Source organism: Lonsdalea populi, assembly GCF_015999465.1.
GTDB lineage: Bacteria > Pseudomonadota > Gammaproteobacteria > Enterobacterales > Enterobacteriaceae > Lonsdalea > Lonsdalea populi.
In genome coordinates this window covers 297,941-321,796 of sequence record NZ_CP065534.1, presented here as the reverse complement: position 1 = coordinate 321,796, position 23,856 = coordinate 297,941, and the positions used below count along the sequence as shown (strand labels likewise).

Here is a 23,856-nt window from a genome sequence, read left to right as displayed (position 1 = left end):
TCCCGATTAAGCTACGTAGCAGATAATCTCGCCACCAAGACCAGCCTGGCGAGCTGCACGATCAGTCATAACACCTTTAGAGGTAGAAACAACTGCGATACCTAAACCAGCCATCACTTTTGGCAGCTCATCTTTACGTTTATAGATGCGCAGACCTGGACGGCTAACACGCTGAATGCTCTCTACCACCGCTTTGCCCTGGAAATATTTCAGTTCCAGTTCAAGAGCAGGCTTGGTGTCGCCTTCGATTTTGAAATCTTCGATATAACCTTCTTCCTTCAGCACGTTGGCAATTGCCACTTTCAGCTTGGAGGAAGGCATGGTGACCGCAACTTTGTTCGCGGCTTGACCGTTACGGATACGGGTCAGCATATCCGCGATCGGATCTTGCATGCTCATCTGTCTTTACTCCCGTGATTCAATTGGTGACAATTACCAGCTAGCCTTTTTCAGACCCGGAATTTCACCGCGCATGGCGGCTTCACGGACCTTGATACGGCTCAACCCGAACTTCCGCAGGAAAGCGTGCGGACGACCAGTCTGGCGGCAGCGGTTACGCTGACGAGACGGGCTGGAATCACGCGGCAGAGTCTGCAGCTTCAGAACAGCGTTCCAACGATCTTCGTCGGAAGCATTCACGTCAGAGATGATAGCTTTCAGTTCAACACGTTTTGCGAAGAATTTGTCAGCTAGTTTCACGCGTTTGACTTCGCGTGCTTTCATGGATTGCTTAGCCATTAGTAACCCTACCTTACTTGCGGAACGGGAAGTTAAAGGCAGCCAGCAGAGCACGGCCTTCATCATCGGTTTTCGCAGTAGTGGTAATGGTAATATCCAAACCACGAACGCGATCGACTTTGTCATAGTCGATTTCCGGGAAGATGATCTGCTCACGCACACCCATGCTGTAGTTACCACGGCCATCAAATGACTTGGCGGACAGGCCACGGAAGTCACGGATACGCGGTACAGCAATGGTGATCAGACGCTCAAGAAACTCCCACATGCGTTCGCCACGCAGAGTTACTTTACAGCCGATCGGATAGCCCTGACGGATTTTGAAGCCTGCAACTGATTTGCGTGCTTTGGTGATCAGCGGTTTTTGACCGGAGATAGCTGTCAGATCTGCTGCTGCATTATCCAGCAGTTTCTTGTCAGCAATCGCTTCACCAACACCCATGTTCAGGGTGATCTTCTCGACCCGAGGGACTTGCATGACAGAATTGTAGTTAAACTCAGTCATGAGTTTTTTAACTACTTCGTCTTTGTAGTAATCATGCAGTTTCGCCATCGTACTACTCCAAATTACTTGATAGTTTCGCTGTTCGATTTAAAGAAACGGACTTTTTTTCCATCTTCAAATCTAAAGCCTACACGGTCAGCCTTACCAGTTGCCGCATTAAAGATCGCAACGTTGGAAACCTGAATTGCAGCTTCTTTTTCAACGATGCCACCCGGTTGATTCAGGGCCGGAACCGGCTTCTGATGTTTTTTAACCAGGTTGATACCTTCAACAACAATCTTGCTGGAAGACAGAACATTTTTCACTTTACCGCGCTTACCTTTATCTTTGCCGGTTAGCACGATAACTTCGTCATCGCGACGGATTTTCGCTGCCATGGTTTCGCTCCTTACAGTACTTCTGGTGCCAGAGAGATAATTTTCATGAACTTTTCAGAACGCAGTTCACGAGTCACCGGCCCAAAAATACGCGTACCGATGGGCTGTTCGCTGTTATTGTTCAAAATAACGCAAGCATTTCCATCAAAGCGAACGACAGAACCGTCAGGGCGACGAACACCCTTCTTGGTGCGCACCACTACCGCCTTCAGCACATCGCCTTTCTTCACCTTACCACGAGGAATTGCTTCCTTGATGGTGATCTTGATGATGTCGCCGACGCCTGCGTAGCGACGGTGCGAGCCACCTAGAACCTTGATACACATTACGCGACGCGCGCCGGAGTTGTCGGCCACGTTCAGCATAGTCTGTTCTTGGATCATGTTAGTGCTCCGCTAATGTCAACTACTACTTTATAGGACCTAGAATAGGCCGTTAAAAAAGCCCCATAAATGAGGGCGCAGCATTATAACACTGCATCCTGACTATGGGTAGAAAAAATAAACGGCTCAAAGAATTGAGCCGTTTATCGTTTTAGAGAACGCTCACTGTATTACAGAATCGCTTTCTCTACAACGCGAACCAACGTCCAGGATTTGGTTTTGGACAGCGGACGGCATTCGCGGATTTCCACCACGTCGCCGATCCCGCATTCGTTGTTCTCGTCGTGTACGTGCAGCTTGGTCGTACGTTTGATGAACTTCCCATAAATCGGGTGCTTCACAAAACGTTCGATAGCAACAACAGCAGATTTCTGCATTTTGTCACTAACAACACGACCCTGCAGAGTACGGATTTTATCGGTCATTTTACGCACCCGCCTTCTCAGTCAGTAAAGTCTTAACGCGTGCGACATTGCGACGCACTTGCTTTAACAGGTGAGTTTGTTGCAGCTGACCACTGGCCGCCTGCATACGCAGATTGAATTGTTCGCGCAGCAGTTCAAGCAGTTCAGTATTCAGCTCTTCAACGCTCTTTTCACGCAGCTCTTTTGCTTTCATTACATCACCGTCTTAGTTACAAAGGTGGTTTTGATCGGCAGTTTCGCTGCTGCCAGTTGGAATGCCTCACGGGCTAACTCTTCCGGCACACCGTCCATTTCGTACAGGACTTTACCTGGCTGAATCAAGGCAACCCAATATTCCACGTTACCTTTACCTTTACCCATACGTACTTCCAGCGGTTTCTCGGTGATCGGTTTGTCCGGGAATACACGGATCCAGATCTTACCTTGACGCTTTACAGCACGAGTCATGGCACGACGCGCGGCTTCGATTTGACGAGCGGTCAGGCGACCACGGCCAACAGCTTTCAGACCGAAAGTGCCGAAGCTCACATCCGTACCAGCAGCCAGACCACGGTTGCGGCCCTTGTGCACCTTACGGAATTTTGTACGCTTTGGTTGTAACATCAGCGACTCTCCTTACTTGCGGCCTTTACGCTGCTGCTTTTTAGGTTGAGCAGACGGTTTTTCTGCTTGCTCAACGGCAGCCATACCACCCAGGATCTCACCTTTGAAGATCCACACTTTCACACCGATGACACCGTAAGTGGTGTGCGCTTCGGAGGTGTTGTAGTCGATATCCGCACGCAGTGTATGCAGCGGAACACGACCTTCGCGATACCATTCGGTACGTGCGATTTCAGCGCCGCCAAGACGGCCGCTTACTTCAACTTTGATCCCTTTAGCGCCCAGACGCATGGCATTCTGTACGGCACGCTTCATAGCACGGCGGAACATAACACGACGTTCCAGCTGAGAAGTGATGCTGTCAGCAACCAGTTTTGCGTCCAGTTCAGGCTTACGGACTTCAGCGATGTTGATCTGCGCAGGAACGCCAGCAATTTCCGCGACGACTTTACGCAGTTTTTCTACGTCTTCACCTTTCTTACCGATAACGATGCCCGGACGAGCGGTGTGAATAGTCACACGAATGCTCTTGGCCGGACGTTCGATAACGATACGGGAAACGGAGGCTTTCTCCAGTTCCTTAGTCAGGTATTTGCGAACTTTAAAATCGCTGTCCAGGTTGTCAGCGAATTCTTTGGTATTTGCATACCAGGTAGAGTTCCAAGGTTTGACAATACCCAGTCGAATACCATTAGGATGTACTTTCTGACCCATTGCTAGTCTCCAGAGTCTCAGCGATCGGACACAACCACAGTGATGTGGCTGGTACGCTTCAGGATGCGATCCGCACGACCTTTGGCACGCGGCATAATGCGCTTCATGCTTGGGCCTTCGTCAACGAAGATTTTCGCAACTTTCAGATCATCAATGTCAGCGCCATCGTTGTGTTCTGCGTTAGCAATAGCAGACTCCAGTACTTTTTTAACCAGACCAGCAGCTTTCTTGTTGGTGTAGGTCAGAATTTCCAGAGCTTGCGACACTTTCTTACCGCGAATCAGGTCCGCCACCAGGCGTACCTTTTGAGCAGAAGAACGAGCGTGGCGATGTTTAGCGATAGTTTCCATCTCTTCCTCCTACCTTAGCGCTTTTTAGCCTTTTTATCGGCCGCATGGCCGCGATAAGTACGGGTCGGTGCGAACTCACCCAGCTTGTGACCGACCATCTCATCAGAGATGAATACCGGAACGTGCTGACGACCATTATGGACAGCGATGGTCAAACCGATCATGTTTGGAAAGATCGTTGAACGACGGGACCAAGTGCGCAAAGGCTTCTTGTCTCCGCTTTCCACCGCTTTCTCTACCTTCTTCAGCAAGTGCAGGTCTATAAATGGACCTTTCTTGAGAGAACGTGGCATGGTTTATCCTCTAAAATTATTTGCTACGGCGACGTACGATAAATTTATCAGTACGCTTGTTGCTGCGGGTCTTCTTACCTTTGGTCTGAATGCCCCACGGGGATACCGGGTGCTTACCAAAGTTACGACCTTCACCACCACCGTGCGGGTGGTCGACCGGGTTCATTGCCGTACCGCGAACGGTAGGACGAACACCACGCCAGCGAGCAGCACCAGCTTTACCCAGAACGCGCAGCATGTGCTCAGCGTTACCGACTTCGCCCAGTGTTGCGCGGCAGTCAGCTTCAACTTTACGCATTTCACCAGAGCGCAGACGCAGGGTGACGTAAGAACCGTCGCGGGCAACGATCTGAACGTAGGCACCGGCTGAGCGAGCCAGTTGGCCGCCTTTACCTGGTTTCATTTCTACGTTATGAACCGTTGAACCAACCGGGATATTACGCATAGGCAGGGTGTTACCCGGCTTGATTGCAGCATCAACACCAGACTGAATCTGATCACCGGCTTTCAGGCCTTTAGGTGCCAGGATGTAACGGCGTTCGCCATCTTTGTACAGAACCAGCGCGATGTTCGCGGAACGGTTCGGATCGTACTCCAGACGCTCAACTACAGCAGGGATACCATCTTTGTTGCGTTTGAAGTCAACAATACGGTACTGCTGTTTGTGGCCACCACCGATGTGACGGGTAGTGATGCGGCCATTGTTGTTACGGCCACCGCTTTTGCTGTTTTTTTCCAGCAACGGGGCATACGGCTTGCCCTTGTGCAGCTCAGGGTTAACCACTTTAACAACGTGGCGACGACCCGGAGATGTCGGTTTACATTTAACAATTGCCATTGTTCTTTACTCCTCCGACTTACTCTGCGCCGCCGATGAAGTCCAGATTCTGGCCTTCTTTCAGGGTGACGTAAGCTTTTTTCCAGTCGCTACGACGACCGATACGCTGTCCATGACGTTTCACTTTCCCTTTAACAACCAGGGTGCGAACTTCATTGACTTCGACTTCAAACAGTTTCTGCACTGCTGCTTTGATTTCTGCTTTAGTCGCGTCTTTTGCAACTTTGAGAACGATGGTGTTGGTTTTTTCCATCGCAGTAGACGCTTTTTCAGAAACGTGCGGCGCGCGCAGTACTTTCAGCAGACGTTCTTCACGAATCATGCCAGCATCTCCTCAACTTGCTTAACAGCATCAGCAGTCATGACCACTTTGTCGAAGGCAATCAGGCTAACTGGGTCGATACCTGCCACATCGCGTACGTCAACCTTGTACAGGTTGCGTGCGGCCAGGAACAGATTCTCATCCAGTTCACCGGTGATGATCAGCACGTCTTCCAGAGCTAGCTCTTTCAGTTTCTGAGCCAACAGCTTGGTTTTCGGTGCTTCAACAGAGAACTTCTCGACAACGATCAGACGATCTTGACGTACCAGCTCGGACAGGATGCTTTTCAGCGCGCCACGGTACATCTTTTTGTTAACTTTCTGACTGTGGTCCTGAGGCTTGGCAGCAAAGGTCACGCCACCGGAACGCCAGATCGGGCTCTTTACAGAACCTGAACGCGCACGGCCGGTACCTTTCTGGCGCCACGGTTTTTTACCGGAACCAGTTACTTCAGCACGGGTCTTCTGAGCACGAGTACCTTGACGGGCACCTGCTGCATAAGCAACAACAACCTGGTGTACCAGCGCTTCGTTGAAATCACGACCGAAGGTAGTTTCGGAAACAGTCAGCGCGCTTTGCGCGTCTTTCAATACTAATTCCATTGCTATCCCCTTACGCCTTCACAGCTGGTTTAACGATCAGGTCGCTACCGGTAGCACCGGGAACTGCACCTTTAACCAGCAGCAGGTTGCGCTCAGCGTCAACACGTACTACGTCCAAGCTCTGAACGGTTACGCGTTCATTACCCATCTGGCCAGCCATTTTCTTGCCTTTGAACACTTTGCCCGGAGTCTGGTTCTGACCGATAGAACCCGGAACGCGGTGAGACAAGGAGTTACCGTGGGTAGCATCCTGAGTACGGAAGTTCCAGCGCTTAACAGTACCGGCAAAACCTTTACCTTTGGATGTACCAGTCACGTCAACTTTTTTCACGTCTGCGAAAATTTCAACGCTGATGTTCTGACCGATGGTGAATTCTTCACCTTCAGCCAGGCGGAATTCGCGCAGAGTACGACCTGCTTCAACGCCCGCTTTAGCGAAGTGACCTGCTTCAGGTTTGGTGATACGGCTAGCTTTTTTAGCACCGGTAGTCACCTGGACAGCAGAATAACCGTCGTTTTCCAGGTTTTTGACCTGAGTTACGCGGTTTGCTTCAATTTCAATTACGGTTACAGGGATAGAAACGCCTTCTTCAGTGAAGATGCGGGTCATACCCACTTTTTTACCGACTAAACCAATCATTGTTTCAACCTCTCAATCGCTCAATGACCTGATTAACCCAGGCTGATCTGCACGTCTACACCGGCAGCCAGATCCAGACGCATCAGAGCATCAACGGTTTTCTCGGTTGGCTCAACGATGTCAACCAGACGCTTGTGAGTGCGAATTTCATACTGATCGCGCGCATCTTTATTGACGTGCGGGGAGATCAGAACGGTAAAGCGCTCTTTGCGGGTCGGCAGCGGGATCGGACCACGGACTTGAGCGCCAGTGCGCTTAGCAGTCTCGACGATTTCCGCAGTTGATTGATCGATCAGACGATGATCAAACGCTTTCAGGCGGATACGGATTCTTTGGTTCTGCATGAGACCAGAGCTCCAATTATTTATAAACGTAAATGATTACTCCTCACACCCATTTCGATTGATGGGGGAGTGTAATCGTTCGGTACATAACCCCCCTATTGGGAGTATTGTTTGACGGGCGTTAACACCTGTCTCCGAATTCATAAAGAATCGGACTTACCATCTCAGGTAAGCCCGCGCATTATACGTAAATCTGTCTAGGAAGCAACCCGAGAGGGGGAAATGATTTTTTTTTGACCGAAACTGTGCAACGTAGATCCTGAGGCTATTTATAGGTAGGTAGCAGAGTTCAGTCTCAAGCTTCTTTAAGTTGAGTCTGCAGGTAGTTTTGTATTCCTAGCCGACCAATCAAATCAAGCTCAGTCTCAAGCCAATCTATGTGCTCTTCTTCATCAGAGAGAATCGCTATCATTAAATCTCGGCTGACATAGTCGCGAACTGAGTCAGCATAATTGATAGCCTCTCGTAGATCGCGTGCACCATCCAGCTCAAGATTTAGGTCTGAGCGTAATACCTCTTCCACATCTTCACCAATATTAAGCTTACCCAAATCTTGAAGATTAGGTATGCCTTCGAGAAAAAGGATACGTTCGATATAGTGATCGGCATGTTTCATTTCATCTATCGATTCATGATATTCGTGATCGTTAAGACGAAGGAATCCCCAATTTTTGAACATGCGGGCGTGTAAGAAATACTGATTGATTGCAACGAGCTCATTGCCTAGCAGCTTGTTTAGATGCGTAACAACATTTTTATCACCTTTCATGACATGACTCCTCCGCTCCAGTTCCTCAAAGTGTAGAACCCGCCGTTACAGAGTCAAAAAATATCCATGCAAACTATGCCACTTTATATAGTTCAGGAAGTCTTTCTTTCTCTTCTTGGAGAATCGCACGAGTGTGCCGTAAACATTTTCCGCATTCAGTTCCAATGGGAATCAGTTGCTTCAAATGCTGGAGTGATTGGGGTTGATGCTGATGGACTACGCGGCGGATAGCTTTATCAGTGATGGCGTTACACAAACAAACATACATTCTTGGTGACTCATTTTTAACCAGATGCCATGATTCTAATTGTGAATGATTTTGATTCTCCTATTTTCTTAGGTAATAAAAAAAGGCACCGAAGTGCCTTTTTATACGCTTTAAATTATCAGCAATTAAGCGATAACTTTAGCAACCACGCCTGCGCCTACTGTACGGCCACCTTCACGGATGGCGAAACGCAGACCGTCGTCCATTGCAATCGGAGCAATCAGGTTGACAACCATCTTGATGTTGTCGCCCGGCATGACCATTTCTACGCCTTCCGGCAGTTCGATGGTGCCCGTTACGTCAGTTGTACGGAAGTAGAACTGCGGACGGTAGCCTTTGAAGAACGGAGTATGACGGCCGCCTTCGTCTTTGCTCAGAATATAAACTTCTGATTCGAACTGGGTGTGCGGCTTGATTGAACCCGGTTTAGCCAGTACCTGACCACGTTCAACTTCGTCACGCTTAGTACCACGCAGCAGAACACCAACGTTCTCACCTGCACGGCCTTCGTCCAGCAGTTTGCGGAACATTTCAACACCGGTGCACGTCGTTTTAGTCGTGTCTTTGATACCCACGATTTCAACTTCTTCACCCACTTTGATGATGCCGCGCTCTACACGACCGGTAACTACAGTACCACGGCCAGAGATAGAGAATACGTCTTCGATCGGCAGCAGGAACGGCTTGTCGATAGCACGTTCTGGTTCCGGGATGTAGCTGTCCAGTGCTTCGGCCAGTTCTACAATCTTCGCTTCCCACTCAGCTTCGCCTTCCAGCGCTTTCAGAGCGGAACCACGAATTACCGGAGTATCGTCGCCCGGGAAGTCGTACTGAGACAGCAGCTCACGAACTTCCATTTCAACCAGTTCCAGCAGCTCTTCATCATCAACCATGTCGCATTTGTTCAGGAACACTATGATGAACGGAACGCCTACCTGACGACCCAGCAGGATATGCTCACGAGTCTGCGGCATCGGGCCGTCAGTCGCTGCAACGACCAGGATCGCGCCGTCCATCTGGGCAGCACCGGTGATCATGTTTTTCACGTAGTCGGCATGCCCTGGGCAGTCAACGTGCGCGTAGTGGCGAGTCGGGGTATCGTATTCAACGTGGGACGTGTTGATGGTGATACCACGTGCTTTTTCTTCCGGTGCGTTATCGATCTGGTCGAATGCGCGAGCAGAACCGCCGTAGGTTTTAGCCAGTACGGTAGTGATAGCAGCGGTCAGCGTTGTTTTACCATGGTCAACGTGGCCGATAGTACCGACGTTAACGTGCGGTTTAGTACGTTCAAATTTTTCTTTAGACACGGCGATATTCCTTACTCGAATGCCCCCTCCGCACGGAGAGGGCATGGGATCAATATGTTAAACCCGAATTATTTACCACGGGCTTCGATAACGGTCTGAGCAACGTTGTTCGGTGCTTCAGTGTACTTCAAGAACTCCATGGAGTAAGAAGCACGACCCTGAGTCTGCGAACGCAGGTCAGTCGCATAACCAAACATTTCTGACAACGGAACCTGGGCACGAATAGTCTTGCCGGTAGCGGTGTCTTCCATACCTTCGATGATGCCACGACGACGGTTAAGGTCACCGATCACATCACCCATGTAGTCTTCCGGCGTCTCTACTTCAACCTTCATTACCGGCTCAAGCAGAACAGGCTTCGCACGTTTAAACGCTTCTTTAAATGCGATGGAGGCAGCCAGCTTAAAGGCCAGTTCAGAGGAGTCGACGTCATGGTAAGAACCGAAGTGCAGACGCACTTTGATATCCACAACAGGGTAGCCCGCCATTGGACCCGCTTTCAACTGTTCCTGAATACCTTTGTCAACGGCCGGGATGTATTCACCAGGAATTACACCACCTTTGATTTCGTTAACAAATTCGTATCCTTCACCACCTGGCTCCAGCGGCATCATATCGATAACGACATGACCGTACTGACCACGACCACCGGACTGTTTAGCATGTTTACCTTCAACATCCTTAACGGTGTCACGAATGGTTTCACGGTAAGCAACCTGCGGTTTACCGATGTTGGCTTCCACGTTGAATTCGCGACGCATACGGTCAACGATGATTTCAAGATGCAGCTCACCCATACCAGCGATGATGGTCTGGTTTGACTCTTCGTCAGTCCATACGCGGAATGACGGGTCTTCTTTCGCCAGACGGCCCAGAGCCAGACCCATTTTTTCCTGGTCAGCTTTGGTTTTCGGTTCTACAGCGATAGAAATAACCGGTTCCGGGAACTCCATACGTTCCAGGATGATCGCGTTATCAGGATCACACAGCGTATCACCGGTAGTCACATCTTTCAGACCGATAGCAGCGGCGATGTCGCCTGCACGAACTTCTTTGATTTCTTCACGCTTGTTAGCGTGCATCTGCACGATGCGACCAAAACGTTCACGAGCTGATTTCACAGAGTTCAGCACAGTATCACCGGAGTTAACCACACCGGAGTAAACGCGGAAGAACGTCAGGTTACCAACAAACGGGTCGGTAGCGATTTTGAACGCCAAGGCAGCAAACGGTTCTTTGTCATCGGAATGACGCACAGCCGGAGTGTCTTTACCGTCGTCCAGAATACCGCTGATCGGCGGAACTTCTGTTGGCGCTGGCAGGTAGTCAACTACAGCATCCAGCATTGCCTGAACACCTTTGTTCTTGAACGCAGAACCACAGGTAACCAGAATAATTTCGTTATTTAGAACGCGCTGACGCAGTGCTTTCTTGATTTCTTCTTCGGTCAGTTCTTCACCGCCGAGGTATTTGTCCATCAGCTCTTCAGAAGCTTCAGCAGCAGACTCGATCAGATTCTGGTGCCATTCCTGAGCTAGTTCTACCATGTCAGCCGGGATTTCTTCATAAGTGAAGGTGACACCCTGATCTGCTTCGTTCCAGTTGATGGCTTTCATTTTCACCAGGTCAACAACACCTGTGAAGTGCTCTTCAGCACCGATAGCCAACTGAAGCGGAACAGGATTCGCACCCAGACGGGTTTTGATCTGGCCTACCACTTTCAGGAAGTTCGCGCCCATACGGTCCATTTTGTTAACGAACGCGATGCGCGGAACATGATATTTGTTAGCCTGACGCCATACGGTTTCAGACTGCGGCTGAACACCACCTACCGCACAGTAAACCATTACCGCGCCATCCAGTACACGCATGGAACGTTCAACTTCGATAGTGAAGTCAACGTGCCCCGGGGTGTCGATGATGTTGATGCGATGTGGTTCATACTGCTTGGCCATACCAGACCAGAAGGCAGTCGTCGCCGCGGAGGTGATGGTAATACCACGCTCCTGCTCCTGCGCCATCCAGTCCATGGTGGCAGCGCCGTCATGAACTTCACCGATTTTATGGTTCACACCTGTGTAGAACAGAATACGTTCAGTGGTGGTGGTCTTACCGGCGTCGATGTGTGCACTAATACCGATATTACGGTAGCGTGCAATGGGTGTTGTACGAGCCATTTGTTTCCTCTATTCCTAGGGCGTTCAAAGTAGTAAAAACCCAAACGGGTTGGCCTTTGAGGCGCCCGCTGGGTTATTAACATCTACGCCGGTATTACCAGCGGTAGTGAGCGAACGCCTTGTTGGCTTCAGCCATACGGTGAACGTCTTCACGTTTTTTAACAGCAGTGCCTTTATTTTCTGCTGCATCGGAAAGTTCGTTCGCCAGGCGCAAAGCCATGGATTTATCACCGCGTTTACGAGCAGCTTCTACGATCCAACGCATTGCCAAGGCATTACGACGAACCGGACGTACTTCAACTGGTACCTGATAAGTAGAACCACCAACACGGCGAGATTTAACTTCGACAGTCGGACGCACGTTGTCCAGAGCTACTTCAAAGGCTACCAGGTGGTCTTTACCAGAACGCTGAGCCAGGGTCTCCAGCGCGGTATAGACGATTGCTTCCGCAGTAGATTTCTTACCATCTACCATCAGGATATTTACAAATTTGGCCAGTAATTCAGATCCGAACTTAGGATCCGGCAGAATTTTACGCTGACCAATGACGCGACGACGTGGCATGGAAATACTCCGTTGTTAATTCAGGATTGTCCAAAACTCTACGAGTTTAGTTTGACATTAAAGTTAAAACGTTTGGCCTTACTTAACGGAGAACCATTAAGCCTTTGGCTTCTTCACGCCGTATTTGGAACGGGATTGCTTACGGTCTTTAACACCTGAGCAGTCCAGCGCGCCACGAACGGTGTGGTAACGCACACCCGGCAAGTCTTTAACACGACCGCCGCGGATCAGGATCACGGAGTGCTCCTGCAGGTTGTGACCTTCACCACCTATGTAGGAGGTAACTTCAAAACCGTTAGTCAGACGAACACGGCAAACTTTACGCAGTGCGGAGTTCGGTTTTTTCGGGGTGGTGGTATATACACGAGTACATACACCACGTTTCTGCGGGCATGCTTCCAGCGCTGGAACGTTGCTTTTAGCAACTTTCAGAGAGCGCGGTTTGCGTACCAGCTGGTTAATTGTTGCCATTCAAAAAGCTCCTGGGTTTTGCTTCGTAAACACGTAATAAATCGTCTCGTACTAGCGCAAGGCAAAGTATAAGGACGCAGAATTTTAGGGCTGCCCGGATAAGGAGTCAAGAAATATACAAAAATACCACTACCAGGCCATCTGTCCAGGATGCAGGGCCGTTAGTCTCACAAAGTAATTATAGTCGATCAACGTTGACTTGTTCGAAATTTGAGCAGCCAATCCGCGGGCTTCGACGTCCTCTTGCAGAACATAAACGGGCACGCCGACCGCCATTATCAGCGTGAACATCGCGGCATCCGCCAACGCCGCCGTGACTCCGTCCTGAAACAGCAGGATCGCGTCATCTCGGCCGACGCTACGCAGCATGGCATCCAGGTCAATTTGGTAGGGTGAGCGAGAAAGCGTATGCAACATGACGAACTCTCTAGAAGGTGAGGACGGTATCGTAACTTTTCAGCGTTTGCGACAATATTTCCGCCGATTGCACCTCGACAGGCACGACCCAGTCGGTGTCCTGCGGAATGCCGCGCTGTCGTAAAGACTGCTGGCACACATAGCATCGTTCGATATCGTACAATGGCAGAACGCCGAACGTAGAGATGTAGTCACGCATGAGGACGACATCCGGGCGCTGGTTAGGCATAAGCTGGAAAACACCGTCCGCGACGAAAAAAACGCCGATGTCTTCCGTCAACGCCGACATCGCCAAAAGCGCATCCAGCCCTTCTCTACCGGAAGCGCTACCGTGGGGGGAATGGGTAAATACAAAAGCGACACGTTTCATAGCATGAGCCCGCGTTAAAACTGCACGACCCGGTCGCAGGTCAGTACGGATTGAGCCAGTGCGCCCAGACCACTCAGGCTGAATCCCGGCTGCAGGTTCGCGCCATCCAGTTTCAGCTTAGCCGCCTGCTCGCTATCGATGACGCCGCGACGCAGCGCAGCCGCGACGCATACATTCAATGCGACCCGATGCTCATCATGCAACTGTTGCCAAGCCCGCACGACATCAAATTCGTCGCTGGCCGGAGAGGTCAACTGGTTCGCGTTGAGTACGCCTTCCCGATAGAAAAACACGCTTTTAAGTTTATAGCCTGCGGCCAACAGCGCCTGAGCAAACTGCAGTGCGCTGCTGGACTGCTGAGTGCCGTATGCCGGTCCGGTAACCAGCAGACAGTATGTCAACATTAGCGCTCGTGCCCGCTGAGGTCACCGCTCTTGAACTGGCGGATATAGAGGTACACGGTGTGCTTGGAGATATTCAACCGATCGGCAACCTGATTAATAGCGTCCTTGATATCGAAAATTCCCTTTTCATAAAGGTTAAGCACAATCTGTCGGTTCTTGGCGTTATTGGAAACATTGCGGTCGCCATTCACCTCTTCAATGGTGAACTCTAGCGTTTGCGTGACCAAATCTTCAACCGAAGACGCAAAGTTAACGGAAGATGCCACCGCTTTAATTTCAGGCGGCATAAATGTCTGTATGATTTGCGAGAACGGCACGTCCAGATTCATATTAACGCACAGCAGGCCAATGACGCGCTGCTCACGGTTGCGAATAGCGATAATGATTGACTTCATCAACATACCGCTTTTTGCGCGTGTGAAATAGACCTGCGACACACTGCTGTCTTCACCGGCCATATCATGCACCATCCGTAGCGCCATATCGGTAATAGGAGAGCCTATCTTTCGCCCGGTATGCTCGCCGTTCGCGATACGTACAGCGGAACATTTCAAATTTTCCAGCGAATGCAGCACGACTTCGCAGTGTTCACCGATTAGCATCGCTAAACCATCTACGACGGCTTCGTACGACTTCAGGATTTCGTAATCCGTTTGGGAAAACGGACGTTCATCCAGCAAATCAAGGTCATTCGACTCTGCTGAAAGAAGCGAACTAGGCATGGCAAACACCACCTTCAATGTCATTCAATTTATCGTATTGACAGGAGGGATAGTCTAACAAAAGTCCTCTCTCTCGTCCCTGAAATTCGCGGCGTCATACCGAAAGGCTGATGCTATGAGACGTCCGTGGTGCCTGCATTCATCAGTATTTTTCGCCCAGCGAAGACAGACCTAACGAACGGGGGGTCAGCTTGGGATTGTCTACCGCGCTGGAGCAGTATAACGTCTGCAAAGGTTTTTGCCGCGTTTATCACACGAAGGAGAAAGATCGTTGAGGCGAGCGCGGCGCCTCAGTCTAATGACGAAGGATAAAATGCGATTCTGCGTGCTGTTTCGATGCCTGACATCACCTCATACGCGGTATGATAGTTTGCTTCTGCTTATCAAAATTCACTATTTACGACAAACGCTTATCGTCCTTTTTGAGTTACGATCTCGCGGAATGGACTCTGAAGGGCCACAATCCGCTGCACTCACACATAAAAAAAACGCAGGATGACCTGCGGTTCTTCGTGGCAAAGCGCTTGAGCTTACTTAGCGCTTGGCTGGGCGTTATCGTCAGCCGGTTTTTCAGCCTTTGCAGCGTCAGCCGCTTTCGCTTCCGCTTCAGATCTGATATCCAGCAGTTCTACGTCGAATACCAGCGTAGAGTTGGCCGGAATACCCGGTACGCCAGTTTCGCCGTAAGCCAGTGCCGGCGGAATGACCATTTTGATCTTACCGCCTTTCTTCAGGTGCTTAAGACCTTCGGTCCAACCTGGAATAACGCCGTCCAGACGGAAAGAAAGCGGTTCACCGCGTTTGTAGGAGTTGTCGAACTCGGTGCCGTCAACCAGCGTACCTTTGTAGTTCACCACCACGGTATCGCTATCTTTCGGTACTGCGCCAGTTCCTTCTTTCTCTACCTGGTAAAGCAGGCCGGAGTTGGTTTTCTTCACCCCTTTTTCTTTAGCGAAAGTGTCGCGATATTTAGTACCTTTATCCGCGTTCTCTTTCGCATCTTGCTCCATTTTGGTTTTGGCCGCTTCTTTTACACGGCCTTCAAATGACTGCAGCGTTTTCTCAATTTCTTCATCAGACAGTTTGCTCTTGTCCGCAAACGCGTCCTGCACGCCTTGGATCAGCTGTTCTTTATCCAGCGTGATGCCCAGTTTTTCTTGCTCTTTCAGGGAATTATCCATGTAGCGTCCCAGAGAGGCACCCAACGCGTAAGCCGCAGCCTGTTCATCGTTGTTAAATTTTGCTGTTGTCGTACTCGTCGTACTGCTATCGGACGCTTTTACTGGCTCCGCGGCCATTGCGCCGGTATTCAAAGCCAGTGTCATTGTGGTCGCTAGTAGCGTTACTTTAAACAGTGATTTCATCCATCTCTCCAGCATCCGAGACCCGGTAGATCCCGGTAATCATTTAAAAAGTCGAAACTACTATAGCTGTGTGCACGGAGACATTACAACGAACACACCACTATCTTCGATAAAATTCCCTTATATGCTTATTGCGCCCTACTCCGACCATTTTTACTACCAGAAGTTTCCGCTTTCTGACAAACTCTACCGCTGACAGTCTGGGAGGAAGTCACATGTCGCAGCAATTACTCGAACAGCGCCTTGAACTGCTGGAAAGCCGCATCGCATTTCAGGAAATAACGATTGAGGAGCTGAACCAAACCGTGGTCCAGCATGAACTGGAAATGACCAAGGTGCGTGAACAGCTGCACCTGTTGGTGGATAAACTGAAAGCGACGGCACCGTCCTTGATTGCATCGCAGTCTGAAGAAACACCGCCGCCGCACTACTGAATACAGTAAGAAAATGCCGGGCTAGGCCTTACGCCATTGTCGTGGACTGATGCCGAACCAACGGCGAAATGCCCGGGAAAACGCACTCACCTCCGAGTACCCCAGTAAAAAAGCCATTTCAGAAATTGAAAGCTGCTGCTGCTGCAAATAGTGCGTCGCCATTTCGCAGCGCACTTTTTCCACCAGTTGAGTGAAATTGATCCCCGCAGCCTTCAACCTCCGCTGCAGCGACCAGCTCGACAACCCGATATTTTCCGCTACCTCGTCCAGCGAAGGTTCCCCCTGTGACAACATCTGACGCAGTTGGGCGCGCGCCATATCCACCACGCTCTGTTGCTGCACGTCGCTGTTCAACTGACGAAGAGAATCCTGCACCACCAGCAGCAGCAACGGATCGTGATCCGGCATGGCTTTCAGCAAATCTCGCTTGGGAATCAACAGCGAGTTGAACGGCTGATCGAAGTAGACCGGCGCATCAAACACTTTACAGTGCTCATGCCACTGTTCTGGACGAGGGTGTTCGAAATGCACCTCCCGCGGCGCCCAATGCTTGCCAGCGGCGTGGCGCACAAGGTTCAGAATCATACCTAATGTCAGCTCGGCATCCTGACGGCAGTGCAAGATCGCGCCATGGCGCACCTGATAGTCGAAACGCCAGCACTCGCCCTTATCGACCAGGCGAACCAGCGTATCGTGCTGATGAAACGGGAAAGCACAGGCTACGTTATGCAATGCCTGCTCAAGGGTGGCGCTGCATAGCCCAACATAGCCTATCAACCCGAGCGCCTGGGGCTTGAACTGCCTGCCGTAATGCAGACCAAAATTGGTGCAGTCGGAATAACGAGCGGCTTCTTCCAGTACGCGACAGTAGTTGACTAACCCCACGCTGAGCGTCGGGCAGGCCAACAGCTCAGGATCGATACCGCTGATGCCAAGAATGCGATCGGCATCGCCGCCATTGTCTCCAATGAATTCCCCTAACCCCGAGGCCGCCGCTGCCAGCACGCCTCGGTGGCCAAGCGGAATCCCCGTCGGCGGAGGAAGCCGAAATGACGGTGTTCCCATAATTTCCTCCTCAATGGTGCAAGACGCCAAATCGAACAGAAAAAGCAATTTCCATACCAGCGAAGGGCGAAGGCCAACGGCATCAGACAGACGTCAGGTAAAACAGCGGGATATGTTTGGGGGACAGAAGGATACGGCGGAGGACGCTAACGCAATCACGGAAGAAAAGGCACTGCCGCAATACAGCAGTGCGTTGATATGGTGCAAGCATTTTCAGGCAGGCGCGGTGGCGGCTCCCACCGGCAGTGCTCCGTCCAGATAAAGTCGGCACAATCTGATAGTGTCGGGGCACCAACGCTCGCCCATGCTTTTGGCCTGTTCCGTCTGCTGATGGGAACCAATCCAGGCCGTCATCTGGATGCGGCGTTGTGCGATTAGAGCAGGAATGACGGCTAAGTCGGCTTCGCTGAGGGGGCAAATCTGTTGATAGCCCGTCAACCAACCTTCAACCCATTCAGGCGCTCGCGGGTGATGTTCCACGAAACTGATGGCCGCTGCGAGATCGTGTAAATACCAGCCCAAACCGCAGTCGTCGAAATCAATGACCCGGGTTTCCCCGCGAAACAGCAGTAGATTGGTCAAACGCAGATCCGCATGGATCAATCCATAGCGCTGTGGTGATTTACCGTAGTCGGCCAGCACCGCACTCACCCGCTTCAACGTTTCTTCGATAATCGGATGGTCGGACGGAGAAAGGTAAGGTGCATCCTGCCAACTGCCCCAATGTGCGTCCGCTCCGACCATCGTTTCATGATCCCATACGATGCGGCGAAAGCCGGTGGGCGGCTGCCAACAGCGGCTGTGCTGATGCAGCCGGGCGGTGATCCTGCCCAGTTGTTCAAAGGCCGCTCCGTCTACATCGGTCGTCGGCATCTCGCCTGCTATCCAGTGAAAGACCACCACATTACGTTCCACGCCGTCACCCAGCGACACGGTCTGCACCGCTTCGCCATCCTGCCCCGCCAACGGTTCCGGCACGATGATGCCTTCCTGACGCAATGCCGCCAGCCAGCTCAGTTCGCCATTGATGTCATCGCGATGATGATAGCCGGGCCGGTGAATGCGCATGGCGTAGCGTTTACCGCCGGCATCCAGTCGATAGGTCGCATTTTCCGAACGGCACAGCAGCGTCAGCGTTCCCTGCAGCTCGGCAGAGTAATGGCCCATCGCTCGCTCCGCCAACAGGCTCATCGTGATGTCGTCAAGCGTATCGTATTGTTCTGCCATCGTAAGATCTCATCAAAGGAAGTGGCTTACAGACCTTCAGCATGTAATGACCGCCATTCCGATGCTTGACGCAAAAACAGTAAAAGTTGGCCGCAGACGACAACATGTCTTCTTCCTCCCCCGTCTTTGACTCCAGAGCGCAAAAAACACCTCGTTAGTGTCAAGTATCCGCGCCCATAACGGCGTCATCATCGAGCGTATGATGCAGCCCCACCGCAGAAAAGACCTTTTGATTCCATAACCCGCTGTTATGCCTACAAAAATGAGGTCTGTTTTTCATCCATACTTTAGAGGGGATAATGTCATGACAATGCAGTTGAAACCCACGCTGGGGACCCTTCATCTTTGGGGGATCGCCGTCGGTCTGGTCATTTCCGGCGAGTATTTTGGCTGGAGCTACGGTTGGGGCGTCGCAGGTACGCTCGGCTTTTTGGTCACTACCCTTATGATCGCCGCCATGTACACCTGTTTCATCTTCAGCTTTACCGAGCTGACCACCGCGATACCTCACGCCGGTGGCCCTTTCGCCTACAGCCGCCGCGCCTTCGGCGAAACCGGTGGACTGATCGCCGGCATGGCGACGCTGATTGAATTCGTTTTTGCGCCCCCCGCCATCTCGATGGCGATCGGCGCTTATCTCAACGTGCAATTCCCCGATCTGGATCCACGCTATGCCGCGACCGGCGCCTATCTGGTGTTTATGGGGCTGAATATTTTGGGCGTGAAACTCGCCGCCATGTTCGAACTCTGCGTCACCCTGCTGGCGGTGTTCGAGCTGCTGGTGTTCATGGGTGTCGTCGCCCCCGGCTTCAGCATCAGCCGTTTTGTCGCCAACGGCTGGGCGGGCAGCGACAGCTTCGGACTGCCCGCACTGTCCGGCATCTTCGCGGCCATCCCCTTCGCCATCTGGTTCTTTCTGGCGATAGAGGGCGCGGCAATGGCGGCGGAGGAAGCCAAGGATCCAAAGCGGACTATCCCTAAGGCCTATATCACCGGCATTATGACGCTGGTATTCTTGGCACTGGGCGTTATGCTGCTCGCGGGCGGCGTGGGAGACTGGCGGACGCTTTCCAATATCAACGACCCGCTGCCGCAGGCGATGAAAGCCGTAGTGGGCGCCGATTCGGGGTGGATGCACATGCTAGTGTGGATCGGGCTGTTCGGACTGATTGCCAGCTTCCACGGCATCATTCTCGGCTACTCTCGGCAATTCTTCGCCCTTGCCAGAGCGGGCTACCTGCCGACTGGACTGGCCAAGCTGTCTCGCTTTAGAACGCCCCATCGAGCGATCCTCACCGGCGGCGTTATCGGGATTGCCGCTATTTTCAGCGACAGCTGGATCAACCTGCAAGGAATGAGTCTGACCGCCGCGATGATCACCATGGCCGTCTTCGGAGCTATCGTGATGTACATCATGAGTATGCTGAGCCTGTTCCGGCTTCGACGCACCGCGCCGGAGCTGGAGCGAACCTACCTGGCGCCCGGCTATCCGGTTATACCGGGTATCGCCTTGGTACTGGCCTGCCTGTGTTTATTGGCGATGCTGTGGTTTAACCCACTCATCGGCACCCTTTTCATCGCGCTGATGGCCGCAGCCTATCTCTACTTCCTGCTCACTAAAGCCCAACGCTTTAATGCGCCGCAAGACGAGATGCTGATGGGAAAAGAGTGATTCCTCAGCCTTACTGCCATTGAAACATCAGACGTAAAAAAACCGGCCTGCATAACGCCGAGCCGGTTTTTTTAGAGGTGAAGCCGGCCTTAGTGCTGGCAGCCGCATCCGCCGTGACCGCCACAGCCGCCTTTACCGTGGTCATGATCGTGATCGTGGCCGTGACCGCCGCAGCAACCATCGTGGTTGTGATCGTGTTCGCCATGAACATGACCGTGCTCCAGCTCTTCCGCCGTGGCTTCGCGAATGGCGACGACTTCGACGTTAAAGCTCAGGTTCTGGCCCGCTAACATATGGTTGCCGTCAACCACGACGTGCTCGTCCTGTACTTCGGTAATTTCGACAGGTACCGGCCCCTGATCGGTGTCAGCCAGAAAACGCATGCCGACCTGCAGCTCGTCCACACCCATGAAGACATCTTTCGGTACGCGCTGTACCAGATTCTCGTCATAGTTGCCGTAAGCCTCGTTCGGGCCGACTTTAATATCGAAAAGTTCACCGACCGCACGACCGTCCAGCGCTTTTTCCAGGCCGGAAATCAGCGAGCCGCGACCGTGCAGATAGTCCAGCGGTGCACTCACCGGAGACTCATCAACCAATACACCGTCTTCTGTACGTACCTGATAGGCCAGGCTGACCACCAGGTCTTTTGCTACTTTCATGATATCTCCTACCGTTGGAAATCGCTTTGGCGCAAATTGTAGCTGAAAAACACCCCCATGTACTGCATGGAATCAAAAATCGCTACCACGCTCATTAAGGATGAAACATGCCGATAATCTGCCCGTCCTGACGCTCCACCGTCTGCTGCTTTGCCTCCGGCCGGCTCTGGCGATAACCGCATTTGACGCAGTTAACGACTTCCTCGACATCTTCCACCCCGACCGTCAGGGTATCCTGCGTATGACACTGAGGGCAAACCGCACCGGCTATAAACCGCTTTCGTTGTGTCGACATGATATTTTTCCGTCCAATCACCCTGTGATGTCGCAATCTGTAATGGCGAAGTTCGCCTGCGATTATGTCTCGTCCCAATCATCCAGCCGCCGACGCTCATGCTGCATTTCGCGCTGGAAGATATCTTCCAGTTCGCGCCGGGCCTCTTTCACACGCGAGATCTGAGCGCCCTCGCCCTCGGTCTGACGTTCCGGCGTCAGCTCGCGCAGCATACGCATATCCAGACGGCGGAAATGCTGTTGCGACCGGTGAGCCTGATGAGGGTGCATCCCCAGAGAGATCAGCGTTTTACGCCCCAGCTCCAACGCACTGGAAAACGTTTCGCGGGAAAACTGCGTGACGCCTGACTGCAACAGCTCATGCGCTTCCACACGGCCACGCGCGCGCGCCAGTATTTCCAGGTGCGGGAAATGCTGCTGGCACAGATGCACGATGGACATCGTATCCTCGGGGTCGTTGCAGGTAATGACGATCGACCGCGCGTGCTCGGCGCCCGCTGAACGGAGCAAGTCCACCGACGTGGCATCGCCGTAATACACCTTATAACCGTAGCTTCTCATCAGACTGACCGCGCTGATATCTCGCTCGAGCACGGTAATCCGCATTTTGTTCGCCATCAGCAGTCGGCCAATCACCTGACCGAAGCGCCCGAAGCCCACCACGATCACCTGCGGCTCATCGTCTTCCACATAGTGTTTCTCCGCCGACTCTTCCGTCGCGTTGTAGCGGCGCGCCAGAATACGGTCGATCAGCTGCATCAAAAGCGGCGTCACCATCATCGATAGCGTCACGGTGACCAGCAGCAGCGGCAATTGATCGCCCTGCAGGACTCGCTGAGTCGCGGCAGCTGAAAACAGCACAAAGGCGAACTCGCCTCCCTGGCTAAGCACACCGGCGAACTGAAGCCGCTCCGATGAGCGCAGTCCGTAGATCCGCGCCAATACGTAGAGGATAAGGCCTTTGACGGACACCAGAATCATCACACCGAGCAGCACCTCGGCGAGGTTGGCATACAACACGCCAAGATTGAGCGCCATTCCCACCGAGATGAAAAACAGCCCCAGCAGCAAACCTTTGAATGGCTCAATGGAAATTTCCAACTCATGACGATATTCGCTTTCCGCCAAAAGCACGCCAGCAATAAAGGTGCCGAGCGCCATCGACAGTCCCAGCGCTTCCATAAACAGCGCGGAGCCCAGTACCAGCAGCAGCGCAGCGGCGGTAAACACTTCGCTCACGCCGGAAGCGGCAATAAACCGGAACAGCGGGCGCACCAGATAGCGGCCGCCGATCAGCATGCCGCCGAACGCCAACACCTTCATGGCCACCATCTGCCAATCATCGATTTGCCCCTGAACGCCGGACAGAATAGGGATCAGCGCCAACGCGGGTATGACCGCCAAATCCTGAAACAACAAAACGGAAAAACCGAGCTGTCCGGACTCGTTGCGGTTCATCCCTTTTTCACGCATCAGCTGTAGCGCCATCGCCGTGGATGACATCGCCAGCCCAATCCCGCCAATCAAGGCCGACTGCCAGGAAAATTGGCTCATGAACAACACGCCGCCCAGTAGCGCGGCACTGAGCAGTACCTGAGCCGCGCCGATACCGAAAATAGATCGCCGCAGTTTCCACAATTTGGCAGGATTCAGTTCGAGCCCGATGATGAACATCAGGAACACGACGCCCAGTTCAGAGAAGTGCAGAATGGCGGAAACGTCGCGAATAAAGCCCAGTCCCCAGGGACCGATGGCGATACCGGCCAGCAAGTAGCCCAATACTGCGCCGATACCGAGGCGCGCCGCGATAGGCACCGCCAGTACCGTGACGAATAAAAATAGAACACCCGCGCTCAGGGTGGCAGCGCTATCCATACTCAGAGCCCTCCCTCGGACAAAGGCGCCGCCAGCCAATCCCCGTAGTGATGGGCGTGTTCGCGCAATGCGTCGCGCGACATCCGTCGCGCGTTGTAAATCACCAGCGGCGTCATCCAGCGCATATGGCACATGGTCGCCGTCATCTCGAAAGGTCGCAGCACGTCATCCATAAATGAGTGCTGATGTCCCTCCGGGGTATAGCGGGATACCGGCTCGCCGGTCGTCACCACGCTGCGCCAGTATTTGCCCGATAGGGCATTGCCGCCGACGCCGTTGGCGAAGCCTCGGCTCAATACGCGGTCCAGCCACTCTTTCATCAATGCCGGGCAGCTATAGGTATAAAGGGGATGTTGAAGCACGATGATTTGATGCTCTCGCAGTAACTGTTGTTCATGATGGATATCAATAAAGAAATCAGGATAGTGCGCGTACAAATCATGTACCGTCACATGTTCCAGACCCCGAGCGGATTGCAATAACAGCTTATTCACAACCGAGTCCTGTAATTCCGGATGGGCAAAAAGCAGCAAAATCTTGGGTGGCTGCGACATCATTCCCCTCCAAAGCGTCGTCATCGTCGATATTTTCCGCTACCATGCAGCGCAGCGGGGATTGCCAGGACGCTGACGCCCTGAAACTTGATCCATAATTTA

The 23,856-nt window shown here is 52.2% G+C and carries 35 protein-coding genes; 2 read left to right on the top strand and 33 right to left on the bottom strand.

Annotated features, from left to right (window positions below; genetic code table 11):
- Positions 1–6 precede the first annotated feature (6 nt).
- The 27 genes from rpsH to fkpA form a co-directional block, all read right to left on the bottom strand.
- On the bottom strand, positions 7–399 hold the full coding sequence (gene rpsH / locus I6N93_RS01530) for a 30S ribosomal protein S8 (RefSeq protein WP_026741351.1): 393 nt from the start codon (positions 397–399) through the stop codon (positions 7–9).
- Between the two features lie 33 nt (positions 400–432).
- The gene (gene rpsN, locus I6N93_RS01525; protein ID WP_026741350.1) at positions 433–738 is read right to left on the bottom strand and encodes a 30S ribosomal protein S14; all 306 of its coding nucleotides are present in this window, start codon (positions 736–738) and stop codon (positions 433–435) included.
- 13 nt (positions 739–751) lie between these two features.
- Positions 752–1,291, bottom strand: coding sequence for a 50S ribosomal protein L5 (rplE, locus tag I6N93_RS01520; protein WP_026741349.1), 540 nt, complete (start codon positions 1,289–1,291; stop codon positions 752–754).
- Positions 1,292–1,305: 14 nt separating this feature from the next.
- Positions 1,306–1,620 carry a 50S ribosomal protein L24 gene (gene rplX / locus I6N93_RS01515; protein WP_026741348.1) on the bottom strand — a complete coding sequence of 105 codons (315 nt, stop codon included), beginning with the start codon at positions 1,618–1,620 and terminating at the stop codon, positions 1,306–1,308.
- Positions 1,621–1,631: 11 nt separating this feature from the next.
- A complete protein-coding gene (gene rplN / locus I6N93_RS01510; protein WP_026741347.1) occupies positions 1,632–2,003 on the bottom strand; it encodes a 50S ribosomal protein L14 in 372 nt (123 codons plus the stop codon).
- Between the two features lie 170 nt (positions 2,004–2,173).
- Positions 2,174–2,428: a 30S ribosomal protein S17 gene (rpsQ, locus tag I6N93_RS01505; protein WP_012768107.1), complete on the bottom strand. Its 255-nt coding sequence runs from the start codon at positions 2,426–2,428 to the stop codon at positions 2,174–2,176.
- 1 nt (position 2,429) lies between these two features.
- Positions 2,430–2,621, bottom strand: a complete 192-nt coding sequence (gene rpmC / locus I6N93_RS01500; protein WP_026741346.1) for a 50S ribosomal protein L29 — start codon at positions 2,619–2,621, stop codon at positions 2,430–2,432.
- Positions 2,621–3,031: a 50S ribosomal protein L16 gene (gene rplP / locus I6N93_RS01495; protein ID WP_026741345.1), complete on the bottom strand. Its 411-nt coding sequence runs from the start codon at positions 3,029–3,031 to the stop codon at positions 2,621–2,623. The genes rpmC and rplP overlap by 1 nt, the downstream gene beginning before the upstream one ends.
- A gap of 12 nt (positions 3,032–3,043) precedes the next feature.
- Complete coding sequence (gene rpsC / locus I6N93_RS01490; protein WP_026741344.1) at positions 3,044–3,745, bottom strand: 30S ribosomal protein S3; 702 nt, start codon at positions 3,743–3,745, stop codon at positions 3,044–3,046.
- Between the two features lie 17 nt (positions 3,746–3,762).
- Entirely contained in the window at positions 3,763–4,095 is a 333-nt protein-coding gene (rplV, locus tag I6N93_RS01485) for a 50S ribosomal protein L22 (RefSeq protein ID WP_026741343.1), read from the bottom strand.
- Positions 4,096–4,109: 14 nt separating this feature from the next.
- Positions 4,110–4,388 carry a 30S ribosomal protein S19 gene (gene rpsS / locus I6N93_RS01480; protein ID WP_021013347.1) on the bottom strand — a complete coding sequence of 93 codons (279 nt, stop codon included), beginning with the start codon at positions 4,386–4,388 and terminating at the stop codon, positions 4,110–4,112.
- A 16-nt stretch (positions 4,389–4,404) separates the two neighbouring features.
- Entirely contained in the window at positions 4,405–5,226 is an 822-nt protein-coding gene (rplB, locus tag I6N93_RS01475; RefSeq protein WP_026741342.1) for a 50S ribosomal protein L2, read from the bottom strand.
- A gap of 19 nt (positions 5,227–5,245) precedes the next feature.
- Positions 5,246–5,548: a 50S ribosomal protein L23 gene (gene rplW / locus I6N93_RS01470; RefSeq protein WP_026741341.1), complete on the bottom strand. Its 303-nt coding sequence runs from the start codon at positions 5,546–5,548 to the stop codon at positions 5,246–5,248.
- Positions 5,545–6,150 (bottom strand): 50S ribosomal protein L4, encoded by a 606-nt coding sequence (gene rplD / locus I6N93_RS01465; RefSeq protein WP_026741340.1) that lies wholly within the window; start codon positions 6,148–6,150, stop codon positions 5,545–5,547. Before rplD ends, rplW begins: the two co-directional genes overlap by 4 nt.
- 10 nt (positions 6,151–6,160) lie before the next feature.
- A complete protein-coding gene (gene rplC / locus I6N93_RS01460; protein ID WP_085690163.1) occupies positions 6,161–6,790 on the bottom strand; it encodes a 50S ribosomal protein L3 in 630 nt (209 codons plus the stop codon).
- Between the two features lie 32 nt (positions 6,791–6,822).
- Positions 6,823–7,134: a 30S ribosomal protein S10 gene (gene rpsJ, locus I6N93_RS01455; protein ID WP_001181005.1), complete on the bottom strand. Its 312-nt coding sequence runs from the start codon at positions 7,132–7,134 to the stop codon at positions 6,823–6,825.
- Positions 7,135–7,429: 295 nt separating this feature from the next.
- On the bottom strand, positions 7,430–7,903 hold the full coding sequence (gene bfr, locus I6N93_RS01450) for a bacterioferritin (RefSeq protein ID WP_085690165.1): 474 nt from the start codon (positions 7,901–7,903) through the stop codon (positions 7,430–7,432).
- A 73-nt stretch (positions 7,904–7,976) separates the two neighbouring features.
- On the bottom strand, positions 7,977–8,171 hold the full coding sequence (gene bfd, locus I6N93_RS01445; RefSeq protein ID WP_085690166.1) for a bacterioferritin-associated ferredoxin: 195 nt from the start codon (positions 8,169–8,171) through the stop codon (positions 7,977–7,979).
- A gap of 125 nt (positions 8,172–8,296) precedes the next feature.
- Positions 8,297–9,481 carry an elongation factor Tu gene (tuf, locus tag I6N93_RS01440; protein WP_197669175.1) on the bottom strand — a complete coding sequence of 395 codons (1,185 nt, stop codon included), beginning with the start codon at positions 9,479–9,481 and terminating at the stop codon, positions 8,297–8,299.
- 68 nt (positions 9,482–9,549) lie between these two features.
- The gene (gene fusA / locus I6N93_RS01435; protein ID WP_085687148.1) at positions 9,550–11,658 is read right to left on the bottom strand and encodes an elongation factor G; all 2,109 of its coding nucleotides are present in this window, start codon (positions 11,656–11,658) and stop codon (positions 9,550–9,552) included.
- 94 nt (positions 11,659–11,752) lie between these two features.
- The gene (gene rpsG / locus I6N93_RS01430; protein ID WP_085687150.1) at positions 11,753–12,223 is read right to left on the bottom strand and encodes a 30S ribosomal protein S7; all 471 of its coding nucleotides are present in this window, start codon (positions 12,221–12,223) and stop codon (positions 11,753–11,755) included.
- 96 nt (positions 12,224–12,319) lie between these two features.
- On the bottom strand, positions 12,320–12,694 hold the full coding sequence (rpsL, locus tag I6N93_RS01425) for a 30S ribosomal protein S12 (protein WP_012768095.1): 375 nt from the start codon (positions 12,692–12,694) through the stop codon (positions 12,320–12,322).
- A 129-nt stretch (positions 12,695–12,823) separates the two neighbouring features.
- Entirely contained in the window at positions 12,824–13,111 is a 288-nt protein-coding gene (gene tusB / locus I6N93_RS01420) for a sulfurtransferase complex subunit TusB (protein ID WP_085687152.1), read from the bottom strand.
- A gap of 10 nt (positions 13,112–13,121) precedes the next feature.
- Positions 13,122–13,481 carry a sulfurtransferase complex subunit TusC gene (tusC, locus tag I6N93_RS01415; RefSeq protein WP_085687154.1) on the bottom strand — a complete coding sequence of 120 codons (360 nt, stop codon included), beginning with the start codon at positions 13,479–13,481 and terminating at the stop codon, positions 13,122–13,124.
- A gap of 14 nt (positions 13,482–13,495) precedes the next feature.
- Positions 13,496–13,885, bottom strand: a complete 390-nt coding sequence (gene tusD, locus I6N93_RS01410; RefSeq protein ID WP_085687156.1) for a sulfurtransferase complex subunit TusD — start codon at positions 13,883–13,885, stop codon at positions 13,496–13,498.
- Positions 13,885–14,607, bottom strand: coding sequence for a helix-turn-helix transcriptional regulator (locus tag I6N93_RS01405; RefSeq protein WP_085687158.1), 723 nt, complete (start codon positions 14,605–14,607; stop codon positions 13,885–13,887). The genes tusD and I6N93_RS01405 overlap by 1 nt, the downstream gene beginning before the upstream one ends.
- 530 nt (positions 14,608–15,137) lie before the next feature.
- Positions 15,138–15,971 carry an FKBP-type peptidyl-prolyl cis-trans isomerase gene (fkpA, locus tag I6N93_RS01400; RefSeq protein ID WP_085687160.1) on the bottom strand — a complete coding sequence of 278 codons (834 nt, stop codon included), beginning with the start codon at positions 15,969–15,971 and terminating at the stop codon, positions 15,138–15,140.
- 215 nt (positions 15,972–16,186) lie between these two features.
- On the opposite strand from fkpA, the gene I6N93_RS01395 reads away from it, so the two are divergent.
- Positions 16,187–16,405 carry a SlyX family protein gene (locus I6N93_RS01395; protein WP_085687162.1) on the top strand — a complete coding sequence of 73 codons (219 nt, stop codon included), beginning with the start codon at positions 16,187–16,189 and terminating at the stop codon, positions 16,403–16,405.
- A 21-nt stretch (positions 16,406–16,426) separates the two neighbouring features.
- Here I6N93_RS01395 and qhpR read toward each other — a convergent pair whose 3' ends face one another.
- Positions 16,427–17,470, bottom strand: a complete 1,044-nt coding sequence (gene qhpR / locus I6N93_RS01390; protein WP_085687164.1) for an AraC-like transcriptional regulator QhpR — start codon at positions 17,468–17,470, stop codon at positions 16,427–16,429.
- A gap of 213 nt (positions 17,471–17,683) precedes the next feature.
- Positions 17,684–18,697: a phosphotransferase enzyme family protein gene (locus tag I6N93_RS01385; protein ID WP_085687166.1), complete on the bottom strand. Its 1,014-nt coding sequence runs from the start codon at positions 18,695–18,697 to the stop codon at positions 17,684–17,686.
- Positions 18,698–19,001: 304 nt separating this feature from the next.
- On the opposite strand from I6N93_RS01385, the gene eat reads away from it, so the two are divergent.
- Positions 19,002–20,369, top strand: a complete 1,368-nt coding sequence (eat, locus tag I6N93_RS01380) for an ethanolamine permease (protein WP_085687168.1) — start codon at positions 19,002–19,004, stop codon at positions 20,367–20,369.
- A gap of 89 nt (positions 20,370–20,458) precedes the next feature.
- Here the strand turns inward: eat and slyD are convergent, their stop codons facing one another.
- The 4 genes from slyD to kefG all read right to left on the bottom strand — a co-directional run bounded on the left by slyD (position 20,459) and on the right by kefG (position 23,754).
- On the bottom strand, positions 20,459–21,031 hold the full coding sequence (gene slyD / locus I6N93_RS01375) for a peptidylprolyl isomerase (RefSeq protein ID WP_085687170.1): 573 nt from the start codon (positions 21,029–21,031) through the stop codon (positions 20,459–20,461).
- A gap of 94 nt (positions 21,032–21,125) precedes the next feature.
- Complete coding sequence (locus I6N93_RS01370; protein ID WP_085687172.1) at positions 21,126–21,326, bottom strand: YheV family putative zinc ribbon protein; 201 nt, start codon at positions 21,324–21,326, stop codon at positions 21,126–21,128.
- Positions 21,327–21,388: 62 nt separating this feature from the next.
- A complete protein-coding gene (gene kefB, locus I6N93_RS01365; protein WP_085687174.1) occupies positions 21,389–23,200 on the bottom strand; it encodes a glutathione-regulated potassium-efflux system protein KefB in 1,812 nt (603 codons plus the stop codon).
- A gap of 2 nt (positions 23,201–23,202) precedes the next feature.
- Positions 23,203–23,754, bottom strand: coding sequence for a glutathione-regulated potassium-efflux system ancillary protein KefG (gene kefG, locus I6N93_RS01360; RefSeq protein WP_085687176.1), 552 nt, complete (start codon positions 23,752–23,754; stop codon positions 23,203–23,205).
- Between the last annotated feature and the right edge of the window lie 102 nt (positions 23,755–23,856).